At 64.3% G+C, this 12,505-nt stretch carries 15 protein-coding genes and 3 tRNA genes; 8 read left to right on the top strand and 10 right to left on the bottom strand.

Going from position 1 to position 12,505, the window contains the following annotated elements; genetic code table 11:
* Positions 1-17: 17 nt before the first annotated feature.
* Positions 18-635, top strand: a complete 618-nt coding sequence (gene aat / locus D8676_RS14885; RefSeq protein ID WP_121581866.1) for a leucyl/phenylalanyl-tRNA--protein transferase — start codon at positions 18-20, stop codon at positions 633-635.
* 18 nt (positions 636-653) lie between these two features.
* Here aat and D8676_RS14880 read toward each other — a convergent pair whose 3' ends face one another.
* The 8 genes from D8676_RS14880 to D8676_RS14845 all read right to left on the bottom strand — a co-directional run bounded on the left by D8676_RS14880 (position 654) and on the right by D8676_RS14845 (position 5,706).
* Positions 654-1,031 carry a hypothetical protein gene (locus tag D8676_RS14880; protein ID WP_245426821.1) on the bottom strand — a complete coding sequence of 126 codons (378 nt, stop codon included), beginning with the start codon at positions 1,029-1,031 and terminating at the stop codon, positions 654-656.
* A gap of 77 nt (positions 1,032-1,108) precedes the next feature.
* Positions 1,109-1,942: a class D beta-lactamase gene (blaOXA, locus tag D8676_RS14875; protein WP_210210727.1), complete on the bottom strand. Its 834-nt coding sequence runs from the start codon at positions 1,940-1,942 to the stop codon at positions 1,109-1,111.
* 5 nt (positions 1,943-1,947) lie between these two features.
* A complete protein-coding gene (locus D8676_RS14870) occupies positions 1,948-2,382 on the bottom strand; it encodes a DUF2155 domain-containing protein (RefSeq protein ID WP_121581865.1) in 435 nt (144 codons plus the stop codon).
* Between the two features lie 122 nt (positions 2,383-2,504).
* A complete protein-coding gene (locus D8676_RS14865) occupies positions 2,505-2,903 on the bottom strand; it encodes an NADH:ubiquinone oxidoreductase subunit NDUFA12 (RefSeq protein WP_121581864.1) in 399 nt (132 codons plus the stop codon).
* Between the two features lie 206 nt (positions 2,904-3,109).
* Positions 3,110-3,607: a GNAT family N-acetyltransferase gene (locus D8676_RS14860; RefSeq protein WP_121581863.1), complete on the bottom strand. Its 498-nt coding sequence runs from the start codon at positions 3,605-3,607 to the stop codon at positions 3,110-3,112.
* Complete coding sequence (gene gatB, locus D8676_RS14855) at positions 3,607-5,106, bottom strand: Asp-tRNA(Asn)/Glu-tRNA(Gln) amidotransferase subunit GatB (protein ID WP_121581862.1); 1,500 nt, start codon at positions 5,104-5,106, stop codon at positions 3,607-3,609. The genes D8676_RS14860 and gatB overlap by 1 nt, the downstream gene beginning before the upstream one ends.
* A gap of 98 nt (positions 5,107-5,204) precedes the next feature.
* The gene (locus tag D8676_RS14850; protein WP_121581861.1) at positions 5,205-5,546 is read right to left on the bottom strand and encodes a hypothetical protein; all 342 of its coding nucleotides are present in this window, start codon (positions 5,544-5,546) and stop codon (positions 5,205-5,207) included.
* Positions 5,547-5,631: 85 nt separating this feature from the next.
* A tRNA-Thr gene (locus D8676_RS14845) sits at positions 5,632-5,706 on the bottom strand.
* A gap of 169 nt (positions 5,707-5,875) precedes the next feature.
* On the opposite strand from D8676_RS14845, the gene D8676_RS27340 reads away from it, so the two are divergent.
* Both D8676_RS27340 and D8676_RS14840 read left to right on the top strand, forming a co-directional pair.
* Positions 5,876-6,049 (top strand): hypothetical protein, encoded by a 174-nt coding sequence (locus D8676_RS27340; protein ID WP_183097105.1) that lies wholly within the window; start codon positions 5,876-5,878, stop codon positions 6,047-6,049.
* Between the two features lie 126 nt (positions 6,050-6,175).
* Positions 6,176-6,487 (top strand): BA14K family protein, encoded by a 312-nt coding sequence (locus D8676_RS14840; RefSeq protein ID WP_121581860.1) that lies wholly within the window; start codon positions 6,176-6,178, stop codon positions 6,485-6,487.
* 65 nt (positions 6,488-6,552) lie between these two features.
* On the opposite strand, the gene bhcR is transcribed toward D8676_RS14840, so the two are convergent.
* Complete coding sequence (gene bhcR, locus D8676_RS14835) at positions 6,553-7,371, bottom strand: HTH-type transcriptional regulator BhcR (protein ID WP_121581859.1); 819 nt, start codon at positions 7,369-7,371, stop codon at positions 6,553-6,555.
* Between the two features lie 202 nt (positions 7,372-7,573).
* Between bhcR and gcl the strand changes: the two genes are divergently transcribed.
* From gcl to D8676_RS14820, 3 genes are all read left to right on the top strand, one after another.
* On the top strand, positions 7,574-9,355 hold the full coding sequence (gene gcl / locus D8676_RS14830; protein WP_121581858.1) for a glyoxylate carboligase: 1,782 nt from the start codon (positions 7,574-7,576) through the stop codon (positions 9,353-9,355).
* Positions 9,356-9,366: 11 nt separating this feature from the next.
* On the top strand, positions 9,367-10,164 hold the full coding sequence (gene hyi / locus D8676_RS14825) for a hydroxypyruvate isomerase (protein WP_121581857.1): 798 nt from the start codon (positions 9,367-9,369) through the stop codon (positions 10,162-10,164).
* A gap of 126 nt (positions 10,165-10,290) precedes the next feature.
* The gene (locus D8676_RS14820) at positions 10,291-11,178 is read left to right on the top strand and encodes a 2-hydroxy-3-oxopropionate reductase (RefSeq protein ID WP_121581856.1); all 888 of its coding nucleotides are present in this window, start codon (positions 10,291-10,293) and stop codon (positions 11,176-11,178) included.
* Positions 11,179-11,183: 5 nt separating this feature from the next.
* On the opposite strand, the gene D8676_RS14815 is transcribed toward D8676_RS14820, so the two are convergent.
* Positions 11,184-12,059 carry an RNA methyltransferase gene (locus D8676_RS14815; RefSeq protein WP_121581855.1) on the bottom strand — a complete coding sequence of 292 codons (876 nt, stop codon included), beginning with the start codon at positions 12,057-12,059 and terminating at the stop codon, positions 11,184-11,186.
* A gap of 182 nt (positions 12,060-12,241) precedes the next feature.
* Between D8676_RS14815 and D8676_RS14810 the strand changes: the two genes are divergently transcribed.
* Both D8676_RS14810 and D8676_RS14805 read left to right on the top strand, forming a co-directional pair.
* Positions 12,242-12,326: transfer RNA gene (locus D8676_RS14810), tRNA-Tyr, on the top strand.
* Between the two features lie 105 nt (positions 12,327-12,431).
* Positions 12,432-12,505, top strand: a tRNA-Gly gene (locus D8676_RS14805).

Below are 12,505 nucleotides of genomic sequence, written 5' to 3'. Positions count from 1 at the left end.
GGCAGGGGGGAGCGCGGATGACTCGCCCCTACGCGCCCGGCTACAGCATTCCCACCGAGCTGCTGCTGAAGGCATATGCCTCGGGCGTGTTTCCGATGGCCGAAAGCGCCGACGACCCGGAAGTGTTCTGGGTGCGGCCGGAAATGCGCGGCGTCATCCCGCTCGATGCCTTCCATGTGCCGAAGAGCCTGAAGAAGGTCATTCGGCAGGGCCGTTTCGACATCCGCGTCGACACCGATTTCGCCGGCGTCATCGATGCCTGCGCCGAGGAGCGCGAGGAGCGCCAGTCGACCTGGATCAACGCGCCCATAAGGGAGGCGTATATAAGGCTCTTCGAGCAGGGGCATTGCCATTCGGTCGAGGCATGGCGAGAGGGCCGGCTTGTCGGCGGGCTCTACGGCGTCAAGCTCGGCCGCGCCTTCTTCGGCGAAAGCATGTTCTCGCGCGAGACCGACGCCTCGAAGGTCTGCCTTGTGCATCTGGTCGAGCGGATGCGCGAACGCGGCTTCATGCTCCTCGACACCCAGTTCACCACCGAGCACCTGAAGCGCTTCGGCGCCATGGACGTGCCGCGCGGGCGCTACGAGAAGCTGCTGCAGGAAGCGGTCAAGGGCGAGGCGGATTTCGGGCCCTGATGCCAGGCAGTCGAACGGTCAGCCGGCCCGCTTCTTCCCTTCGGCGCCAAGCGGCGTCTGGGAATGGAACATCATCTTCCAGCCGTCGCTGCGCCTGACATAGCCGGTGCTGACCATGGCGTGGTGGGGCTCTCCGGTGGCGCGTTCGGCCGTCGCCTCGTAGGTCAGGATGGCGATGTCGTCGGTCGGTCGGACCACGCCCTTGCTGTCGAGCTCCAGCTTCTTCCAGCGATTGCCGTCCTTGACGGTCGCCGCGAGATCCCGGTTGCTCAGCAGGCCGGACATCTCCGCGAAGGCGACAAGGCAGGCCGTGTCGACGTGCTCGCGATAATACGCCTCGTCGCCGGTCCAGAATTTCTTCTCTATGGCCAGCAGGTCCGTCTCGGTACCCGTCATTTGCGAAATCCTCCTGTTGTCGGGGATATCGGCAAACGACGCCGGCGCGGGGATGGTTCCTGGAATTCGGTGCCGGATCAGAGGGCGTCGAGCATCGCCGGCAGTTGTTCGAGCACGCTGTCGCGCGTGCCGAGGCCCGGGCGCATTTTCTGCCGCGCCGAGAATTCGCTGAGGCGCGCGAAGACGATCGTGCGGTCGCCCTTGCTCGCCCAACCCACGAACCAGCCGAACGGGTGCTCGCGGTTCGGCGTGCCGTCGGCGTTCACCGAGAAGCCGGCTCCCGTCTTGCCGCGCACGGTCCAGCCGTTCGGCAGGTCGTGCTCCGTCATGATCGCCTCGGTCATCTCATGGGCATGAGTGCTGACGGGCAACTTCCTGCCGACCACCTTCGTCAGGAAGTCGAGCTGCTCCAGCGGAGATATCCGCAGCGATGAGCTGAGCCAGGAGCGGGTCAATCCGTTGTCCTTGCCCTTGTCGCCCGACACGTCGGCATTGCCGTAGTCGAACGCCTCGACATATCCCGCGAATTTTTCCTTGCCGAGCGCCTGCGTCACCTGCTGCGAGTACCAGACGACGGAATTCTCCATCCACGCGGCGGGATCGGTGTCGGTGCGCCAGGATTCGATCCAGTCGGGATAGCCTTCCTTGAAGGGCAGCTTCGGATCGTGCTCGTCTTTCAGGAAACCGGCATCGTATCCCATCAGGGCAATGGTGACCTTGAAGGTCGAGGCGGGCGGCACCCGCCGGTCGCATTCGCCTTCCTGCTTGAGGACCGCTCCGGTCGCGGCGTCGGCAAGCACCGTGCAGACCTTGTCGGCCGCCGCCGCTCCGGCAATGGAGGCAAGGCTCGCGCCGGCGCCGACCACGAGCATGGCCAACGCGCGCTGAAGCCGGTGGGAAATGTCGTGCATGCTTATCAGTTCGTCTCGGGGGCAGGGACGTCGGACGATTGCTTGCAGCTCTTCAGCCAGACGTCGTAGACGGCGTGCTCCACGGCATTGAGGCCGGGGCTCTCGGCGAACATCCAGCCGGTGAAGATGCGGCGGATCTTGCGGTCGAGCGTGATCTCGTCGACCTCGACGAAGGAATCGGTCTTCGGCTCTTCCGTGACCGGCCGCGAGTAACAGACGCGCGGCGTCACCTGCAGTGCTCCAAACTGCACCGTCTCGTCGATATAGACGTCGAAGGTGATGATGCGGCCGGTGATCTTGTCGACGCCGGTGAACTCGGCGACGGGATTGCTGATGCGCTCCGCATTCGCCGGCGACAAGCCGATGGAGACGCTGGCGGCAAGCGCGGCGAGGGCGATCCGTGCCGTTCTGGCAAGCGTGGCTGGGGTGGCAGGAAGCATCTGGGAAGCACCGGAAGTGACGCCCGGTCCAAAACGCGTGGACCGTTTGCCTATCATGAAACCTGCAACGCAACTAACCGGCAATTGTGGCGATAAATGACCCGCCGCACCGCCACGCAACATCAGTTTCCTGGCGTCCAGGCGTCGTAGTCGCCGGTCACCTGCGGCCGGCGCGCGTCGCCCAGGATCGAACCCGGCGGACGATAGGCAGCCGGGCTGCCCGTGAGATTCGGCAGATGCGGTTTCTGCCACTCGCGCGGCTTGTAGTTTTCCGCGGAGGGCGGCGTATCGACCCGGTGATGAAGCCAGCCATGCCAGCCCGGCGGCACGGCCGAGCCTTCGGCGTAGCCGTTGTAGATCACCCAGCGCCGGGTGCGACCGTCCGAATTGGTTCCGCCTTCATAATAGACGTTGCCGGCCTCGTCCTCGCCCACGCGCTTGCCGAAGCGCCAGGTGTGGAAGCGGGTGCCGAGCGTCTGGCTGTTCCACCAGGTGAAAAACTGCGTCCAAAACTTCTTCATCGATTCCTCGTCGCCGGAAGGCGTCGCTCGGGTACCGCTTATGGCGTCGGCGTGGATGAATGGCAAGGGCAAAGCCGCGCCGCAATTCCGGCCAAAAGCTGACCGACAGGCGCGGCTGACCGCCTGCTGCGGTCGGCTGCGTGCCGGTCGGCACGTCCGGGCGCAACACGACGAAGCAGATCACCCTGCCTCAGGCGAATTGCGGCTTAACCCCTTCCTCTCCTGCGTTCGAACAGAAGGGCAGGGATGCCGGACTGTTCGGCGCCGCAGTTGGCGGTGCGGCCGGATTGCACGAAGTCCTGCGACAGATAGAAGCCGATAGCCCTGGCGTTCGCCTCCTCGACCTCGAGCTTGAACAGCGTCGCATCGGGAAAACTCTCGATGATCTCGTCAAGCAGCATGCCGCCGATGCCGCGGCCCTGAAATGCCGGCAGCACGTAGAGCTGGTGCAGCATGACGGTGGTGCCGGCCGAATCCGCCAGGGCATAGGCCGTGCCGCCGAGTTGCCTGCCGTCGTCGGCGACGAGGAATTCGCTGCCCGGCTGGTCGAGCAGGCGCCTCAGCGACGGGAGCGAGTGCCAGTCGTCGGTGATGGCTGCGACACGCTCCGGCCCGTAGATCGCGTCGTAGGTGGCGTGCCAGGTTTCGACGAGCAGGTCGCGTACGGCCTGCAGATCGCGTTCGCTGGCGGTCCGGACAAACACTACTCTATGCCGAGCTTCGCCTTGACGAGGTCGTTGACGGCCTGCGGGTTGGCCTTGCCACCGGTCGCCTTCATGACCTGGCCGACGAACCAGCCGGCGAGCGTGGGCTTGGCTTTCGCCTGCTCGACCTTGTCGGGGTTGGCAGCGATGATCTCGTCCACCGCCTTCTCGATCGCGCCGGTGTCGGTGACCTGCTTCATGCCGCGGCTCTCGACGAGCTGGCGCGGGTCGCCGCCTTCGTTCCAGACGATCTCGAACAGGTCCTTGGCGATCTTGCCGGAAATGGTGCCTTCCTTGATGAGGTCGATCACCGCGCCGATCTGCTCGGGCGAAACGGGAGCTTCCTCGATGCCCTTGCCGGCCTTGTTGAGCGCGCCGAGCAGGTCGTTGATCACCCAGTTGGCGGCCGTCTTGCCGTCGCGGCCGCTGGCCACCTTCTCGTAATAGTCGGCGATCGCCTTTTCCGAGACGAGAATCGACGCATCGTAGGCCGAGAGGCCGAGGCTATTCACCAGCCTGTCCTTCTTGTCGTCGGGCAGTTCGGTCAGGTCCTTCGCCAGGGCGTCGACATAGGCCTGGTCGAATTCGAGCGGCAGCAGGTCCGGATCGGGGAAGTAGCGGTAGTCGTGCGCCTCTTCCTTGGAGCGCATCGAGCGCGTCTCGCCCTTGTTCGGATCGAACAGCCGCGTCTCCTGGTCGATCTTGCCGCCGTCCTCGAGGATGGCGATCTGGCGGCGCGCCTCGTATTCGATCGCCTGGCCGACGAAGCGGATGGAGTTGACGTTCTTGATCTCGCAGCGCGTGCCGAAGCCTTCGCCAGGCCGGCGCACGGACACGTTGACGTCGGCGCGCATCGAGCCTTCGTCCATGTTGCCGTCGCAGGTGCCGAGATAGCGCACGATCGTCCGGAGCTTGGTCAGATAGGCCTTCGCCTCGTCCGACGAGCGCATGTCGGGCTTCGACACGATCTCCATCAGCGCGACGCCCGAGCGGTTGAGGTCGACATAGGAGAGGGTCGGATGCTGGTCGTGGATCGACTTGCCGGCGTCCTGCTCGAGATGCAGGCGCTCGATGCCGACCTCGACGTCCTCGAACTGGCCTTGCCTGTCGGGGCCGACCGAGATGGTGACCATGCCTTCGCCGACGATCGGCTGCTTGTACTGCGAGATCTGGTAGCCCTGCGGCAGGTCCGGGTAGAAGTAGTTCTTCCGGTCGAAGACGGACTTGTGGTTGATCTTCGCCTTGAGGCCGAGACCGGTGCGGATCGCCTGGCGCACGCACTCCTCGTTGATGACCGGCAGCATGCCCGGCATGGCCGCGTCGACCAGGCTGACATTCGAGTTGGGCTCGGCGCCGAAGGAGGTGGAAGCGCCCGAGAACAGCTTCGCCTCCGAGGTCACCTGCGCGTGGACCTCCATGCCGATGACGATCTCCCAATCGCCTGTCGCTCCGGGAACGAGGCGCTTTGCGTCTGGCGTGCGGGTATCGATGATGGACATGGCGGCCTGTGTCTCGAATGAGTTTGGTTTTCGCTAGTGCAAACGGCGGGGAGTGGCAAGGGCGAGGCATTCGCCCCCTTGACCATGAGGCGCGAGGCCTACTCGCAGATCATGCGCACGCGTCCGCCTTCGCTGACGTTCTTGCAGGCGAGATTGCCCGAACCCGTGGCGACCACCGGAGGCTGCGTCTTCCGTGGCGTCGGCGCCTTCTTCTTCTCAGGCGGCGGCGGGAAATTCTGGGCTACGGAAACCGGCTCCGGCTCGGGCTTACGCTTCATCCAGGACGGGACGAGCGGCTCCGCAGAGGGCAGGGTGAGGGTGGGCAGCGTCACCGGCTTGTCCATGACGATCGTGCCGTCCGACGTGCGCGAGCAGCCGGCGAGCGGGAGCATCATGCTGCCCGCAACGACGATAACGCCGATCCTGCGCATTCCGGTCATCAGTTAAGCCCAGCAACTGCCAATGTTTCGTGGCTCAAGCATAGTGGAGATTTTGGGGCAACGGAATGCGCCAGGCGGAAAGGAATGGTGCCCCCGGACGGGATTGAACCGCCGACCTTCGGTTTACAAAACCGCTGCTCTACCGCTGAGCTACAAGGGCACGGGCCGCCCGTTAGCATATCTGGCGCGCCTGTAAAATGGGGAACGGCGCGTCGGCATGCAAACTCGGTGCGCAAGACAAACCGGGGATGGACCGGGCCTGAAATAGGAGCGAAGGCTTCCTACATCCGGGGTGCGGCCGCTCGATGGGCCGTGGGGAGATGTCTGCGATGCTCAGATTCGTCGTGATTGCGCTGATCGTGATCCTCGCCTGGATCGTGCTCATGAAGCTGATCCGCGACATCAGGGCCTCCAGGGTGGACTGGAAGGGCTGGGCGATCGTCGCCGGCTTCATCGCGCTTGCCTTCTATCTGAGGCACGTCACCGGCATCGGCGCATTTTGAGCGACGGCCGATCTGCGGCCGTGCGCGCCGCTCAAGAAGAAAAATCGAACGGCTTCGAACCTTTTCCGGCGACGGCGCGACTGATGGTCATGAGGCGGACGGACGCCTCGGGAACAGGAGACCATCATGTCGTTCAGGACCAAACTCGTTTCCAGCCTGCTTTCGCTGAGCGTGATCGCCAGCGCCATGGCGGGCACCGTCGGGCAGTCGGAGGCCAAGAAGCTTTCGAAGGGCGAAGTGGCCGCGATCGCCGGCGTCGGTGGCCTTGTGCTCGGCCTCGGCATCGCCAATGCCGGCCGCGGGCCATATTACGACGGCTATTACCGCAGCTCTTGGGGTAGCCACGTCGACCGCTGCTACGCCCGCTACAGAACCTATGACCATCGCACTGACACCTACATCGCGTTCGACGGCTATCCGCGTCGCTGCAGGCTGTGAAGGGAGGTGATCGATCGGCTTCAGCGCTTTCCGGGGGAGGGACGCCAGGCGTCCCTCCTTGCGTGTCAGGGCGTCTTGCCGCCGATCGCCTTGGTGACTTCCGCCGCCGCCCGGGCAACCAGCGGGCCAAGCATCGTGGCGCGCTGAGGCGTCACGCGTACGGTCGGGCCGGAGACGGAAATACCGGCGACCGGTTCGCCGAACTCGTTGAAGATCGCCGCGGCCACGCAGCGCATGCCCTCGTTGCGTTCCTCGTCGTCGATGGCGAAGCCGCGCGCCTGGCTTTCCGCGAGGTCGCTGGCCAGCGAAGCCGGATCGGCGAGCGTCTTGTCCGTATAGGCCTCCAGCCCTTCCTTGCGCACGATCGCCGCAATACGCTCCGGCGTCAGATGCGACAGGATCGCCTTGCCGATGCCCGATGCGTGGAACGGGCTGCGCGTGCCAGGCCGGAAGAAGGCACGGATCGCCTGGTGTGTCTCGACCTGGCTGACGAACACCACGCAGTCATCTTCGGCGACGCCGAGATTCGCTGTTTCGCCTGTTGCCTCCATCAACTCCTGCATGACGGTGCGGGCTCGGTCGACAAGTTTCCTGCGCCGCAGGAAGGCCGAGCCCATGCGGTAGGTTTCGACGCCGACCGACCAGAGCTGCGCCTGGCTGTCGAACTCGACCATGCCGTGCGAGGCCAGCGTGGTCAGCATGCGGTAGGCGGTGGAGGCGGCGATGTCGCTCCGCGCCGCGACCTCGCTGAGCGAAAGCGCATCGCCGTCGGCAACGATCGCGAGGATCTTCAAGCCCCGGTCGAGGGCCTGCACCGACGTGGCGTAGGCGGGGGCGTTGAAAGAGCGCGGGCGTCCGCGCTGGCGCTTTTCGACCGTTTCCATGCGTAGACCTCTAGCGATTTTCCTTGCCAAAATGAAAAAATTTTTCGGCCGCATGAATCGACCTGGAAATCGAAAAACCGAAAACAATTGGAAAACAGCCTTCTACGGATTTTCTCTGATAAATGAAAAAATATTCTGGAAAAATTGAAAAACAAGCTCGGGCCTGCGATGCTCCGGCTATCCAATCAACAGGAGCACGGTCATGGCCCGGATGCGCGCTGTCGACGCGGCGGTTCTCGTTCTCGAAAAAGAAGGCATATCCTGCGCCTTCGGCGTGCCGGGCGCGGCAATCAATCCGTTCTATTCGGCGCTGAAGGCGCGAGGCTCTATCCGGCATGTGCTCGCGCGGCACGTCGAGGCGGCCTCCCACATGGCCGAGGGGTTCACCCGCGCTGTGGCAGGCAATATCGGGCTCTGCATCGGCACGTCGGGGCCGGCCGGCACCGACATGATCACCGGGCTCTATTCGGCGTCCGCGGATTCGATCCCGATCCTCTGCATCACCGGGCAGGCACCGCGCGCGCGGCTCAACAAGGAAGATTTCCAGGCTGTCGACATCGCGGCGATCGCCGCGCCCGTGACCAAGTGGGCGGTCACCGTGATGGAACCCTATTTGGTGCCGATGGCGCTGCAGAAGGCCTTTTTCCTTATGCGCTCGGGCCGGCCGGGGCCGGTGCTGATCGACCTGCCGGTCGACGTGCAACTCGCCGAGATCGAGTTCGACATCGACGCCTATGAACCGCTCGCCGTTTACAAGCCGGCGATGACGCGTGGCCAGGCGGAGAAGGCGCTGGTGATGCTGAATGCGGCCGAGAAGCCTGTGATCGTCGCCGGCGGCGGCATCATCAATGCCGATGCTTCCGACCTGCTGATCGAGTTCGCCGAAATCACCGGCGTGCCCGTCATCCCGACTCTGATGGGCTGGGGCACCATCCCGGATGACCACCGGCTGATGGCCGGCATGTGCGGGCTGCAGACCTCGCACCGCTACGGCAATGCGACGATGCTGGAGGCGGATTTCGTGCTCGGCATCGGCAACCGCTGGGCGAACCGCCATACCGGCTCGGTGGAGACCTACACCAAGGGCAAGAAGATCGTCCATGTCGACATCGAGCCCACCCAGATAGGCCGCGTCTTCGCGCCGGACCTCGGCATCGCCTCCGACGCCGGTGCTGCGCTGAAGATGCTGCTCGACGTCGCCACCGAATGGAAGACGGCGGGCAAGCTCGCCGACTGGTCGGGCTGGGCAAAAGAGTGCCAGCAGCGCAAGAAGACGATGAAGCGCAAGACGCATTTCGACCAGGTGCCGCTGAAACCGCAGCGCGTCTACGAGGAGATGAACAAGGCGTTCGGGCGCGACACCACCTACGTCACCACGATCGGCCTCAGCCAGATCGCCGGTGCGCAGTTCCTGCACGTCTATCGCCCCCGCAACTGGATCAATTGCGGCCAGGCCGGGCCTCTTGGCTGGACGCTGCCGGCAGCACTCGGGGTGAGGGCGGCGAGGCCGGACGCCGACATCGTCGCTCTGTCGGGCGACTATGATTTCCAGTTCCTGATCGAGGAACTGGCGGTCGGGGCACAGCACAGGCTGCCCTACATCCATGTCGTCGTGAACAACGCCTATCTAGGCTTGATCCGCCAGGCGCAGCGCGGCTTTTCGATGGACTACGAGGTGAGCCTCGCCTTCGAGAACCAGAACCGGTCGGACGATCCCGAGGCCGGCTACGGCGTCGATCATGTCGCGGTGGCGGAGGCGATGGGCTGCAAGGCAGTCCGCGTGCGCCGGCCAGAAGAATTCGCCGGCGCCTTCAAGGAGGCGAAGCGGCTGATGAAGGAACACCGGGTTCCGGTCGTTCTGGAATTCATCCTCGAGCGTGTCACCAACATTTCGATGGGCACCGAGATCGACAAGGTCACCGAGTTCGAGGAACTTGCCGAAAAGAACGAAGACGCGCCGACGGCGGTCGTCCTGCTGGATTGAGGAAACGCAAGATGCCGAGATTTTCCGCCAACCTGTCGATGCTCTTCACCGAGCATGATTTCCTCGACCGTTTCGACGCGGCTGCCCGCGCCGGCTTCAAGGGCGTCGAATATGTCGGCCCGTACGATCACGCGCCGGAAGTGGTCGCGGCGCGGCTGAAGAAGAACGGGCTCGCCCAGGTGCTCTTCAACCTGCCGCCGGGCGACTGGGCGAAGGGCGAGCGCGGCATTGCCGTGCTGGCCGACCGCGTCGACGAGTTCAGGAAGAGCGTCGACACGGCGATCACCTACGCGAGGGCGCTCGGCTGCGGCCAAGTGAACTGCCTCGCCGGCATCGCGCCGGAGGGCGTCTCGCAGGCGGAGCTGGAGGACCTTTTCGTCCACAATCTGAGCTACGCGGCGAGGAAGCTGGAAGAAGCCGGCATCAGGTTGCTGATCGAGGCGATCAACACACGCGACATTCCCGGGTTTTTCTTGACCACTTCCAGGCAGGCGCTGGCGATCATCGACCGCGTCGGTTCGAAGAACCTCTGGTTCCAGTACGACATCTATCACATGCAGGTCATGGAGGGGGATCTCGCCCGTACCATCGAGCAAAACCTCGGCCGCATCGCGCATATCCAGCTTGCGGACAATCCCGGCCGTCACGAGCCGGGGACGGGCGAGATCAACTATCCCTTCCTCTACGAACACCTCGACCGCATCGGCTACGAGGGCTGGGTCGGAGCGGAATACAAACCCAGAGACGGCACCGAGGCCGGGCTCGGGTGGTTCAAACAGATGAACAAGGCAGGCAGCGCGGCCGCATGAAGTTTGCCTCCGAGCCTTAACCTCTCTCCACAATCGGGGAGAGCGGACGCCAGCGTTGGGGCAGTTTCTCCTCTCCCCGCAGGCAGGTGAGGGGCGGCGCTGTCGATTCAGGATGAGGAAAATCACATGGAAACCATAGGCTTCATCGGGCTCGGCATCATGGGCGCGCCGATGGCGGGGCACCTGCTCGATGCCGGCTATAATGTCGTCACCAGCAGCCACCGCAAGCCGCCGCCGGCCGACCTGGGGGCGAAAGGCCTCAAGGCGGTGGACGGCCACGACGCCGTGGCGAAGGCCGCCGACATCGTCATCCTGATGGTGCCGGATACGCCTCAGGTGGAGGAGGTTCTGTTCGGCCAGCGCGGCGTGGCGGAGGGCCTGTCCAGGGGCAAGCTGGTCATCGACATGAGTTCGATCTCGCCGATCGCGACCAAGGAGTTCGCGAAAAGGATCAATGCGCTCGGCTGTGATTATCTCGACGCGCCGGTTTCTGGCGGCGAGGTGGGCGCCAAGGCGGCGTCGCTGACCATCATGGTCGGCGGCGAGGAGAAAGCGTTCGACCGGGCAAAGCCGGTCTTCGAGAAGATGGGCAAGAACATCACGCTGGTCGGCCCCAACGGCGTCGGCCAGACAACCAAGGTCGCCAACCAGATCGTGGTCGCGCTGACCATCGAGGCGGTCGCCGAAGCCCTAGTCTTCGCGTCCAAGGCTGGCGCCGATCCGGCCAAGGTCAGGCAGGCTCTGATGGGAGGGCTGGCGGCCTCGCGCATCCTCGAAGTGCACGGCGAGCGCATGATCAAGCGGACCTTTGCGCCGGGCTTCCGGATCGAGCTGCACCAGAAGGATCTCAATCTCGCACTCGAAGGCGCAAAATCGCTCGGCGTCGCACTGCCGAACACGTCGACCACGCAGCAGCTCTTCAATTCATGCGCGGCCAATGGCGGCGCCAAGGACGATCATTCGGGGCTGGTGAAGGCGCTGGAGATTATGGCGGGTCACGAGGTGGGGAAGTAGGGGCGCTATTGCCCCAAAAACTTACGCGCCGCGTACATCGCCACAGCCGCTGCATTCGACACGTTGAGCGAACGTATCGCTCCAGGCATGTCGAGCCTGGCGAGCGCGTTGACCGTTTCGCGCGTCTTCTGGCGCAGTCCCTTGCCTTCCGCCCCGAGCACCAGCGCGATCTTCTCGCCGGAAAGGGTCTTTTCCATTTCGGCGGGGCCGTCGGAATCGAGGCCGATTGTCTGGAAGCCTGTTTCGTGGAGCTTGCCGAGCGCATCGGCGAGGTTCTTCACCTCGATGTGGTCGATATGTTCCAGCGCTCCGGAGGCGGATTTTGCGAGCACGCCGGATTCGGTCGGGCTGTGGCGCGAGGTGGTGATCAGCGCGCCGGCCCCGAAAGCAACCGCCGAGCGCATGATCGCGCCGACATTGTGCGGGTCCGTGACCTGGTCGAGCACGACGACGAGACGGGTGTCGCCGAGCGCGTCCAGCGGTTTGGGGTTCAGCTGTTTCGCCTCGATGACGACGCCCTGATGCACCGCCTCCGAACCCGTGATCTTGTCGATGTCCTTGGGCTCGACCAGTTCGGTCGCGAAGGGCAGGGCGGCAAGATCGGCGAGCCCCAGCCGCTCGGCGGCGTTGCGGGTCACCAGCATGCGGGAAATCTTGCGGCCGGGATTGTCGAGCGCGGCGCGCACCGTGTGCAGGCCGTAGAGCCGCACCAGTCCGTCGGGCGCGGCCTCGCCGGGCGCAATCGTTGGACGTGGGCGGAAGGCCGGTGCGCTGCCGGGTTTTCCACCAGCCTTCTGGTCGCGAAAGGCGCGCCTGAGATTCGCGTAATGCTTGTCCTTCGGCGTCCCCGCCTGGCCCGGTCTTTTCTTGTCGTCGCTCATCGCCGTCCTATATCGTCAACGCGGGCGGTTGCCTATGGCGGGCGCGATCCGAAATTATCCGTCCGCGCCGGGTTGTCGCGGTTGACAGTCCAGAACCATGCAGCCATAAGGCGCTTCGCCGATTGAGGGGCACGTGCCCCCAGGTCGGTGAATGCCTCGTTGCAGGCTCCGGTACGCAGTACGGAGGAGTGCCCGAGTGGTTAAAGGGGACGGACTGTAAATCCGTTGGCTCAGCCTACGTTGGTTCAAATCCAACCTCCTCCACCACTGCCGCACCGGAAGCCGGCACATCGCCTCTGAAGCAGTTGCTTTTGACCGAATCGCTTTTTCGGGGCGGCTGTGCCAGAACAGGTGGCTGCCAAGCAGCGCGGTGCGGGTGTAGCTCAATGGTAGAGCAGCAGCCTTCCAAGCTGAATACGAGGGTTCGATTCCCTTCACCCGCTCCA

Origin of the sequence: Mesorhizobium sp. YM1C-6-2 (genome assembly GCF_003666685.1) — a bacterium.
Classification (GTDB): domain Bacteria; phylum Pseudomonadota; class Alphaproteobacteria; order Rhizobiales; family Rhizobiaceae; genus Mesorhizobium_K.
The sequence above is the reverse complement of the archived record's forward strand: the minus strand, read 5'-3'. Positions and strand labels throughout refer to the sequence as shown.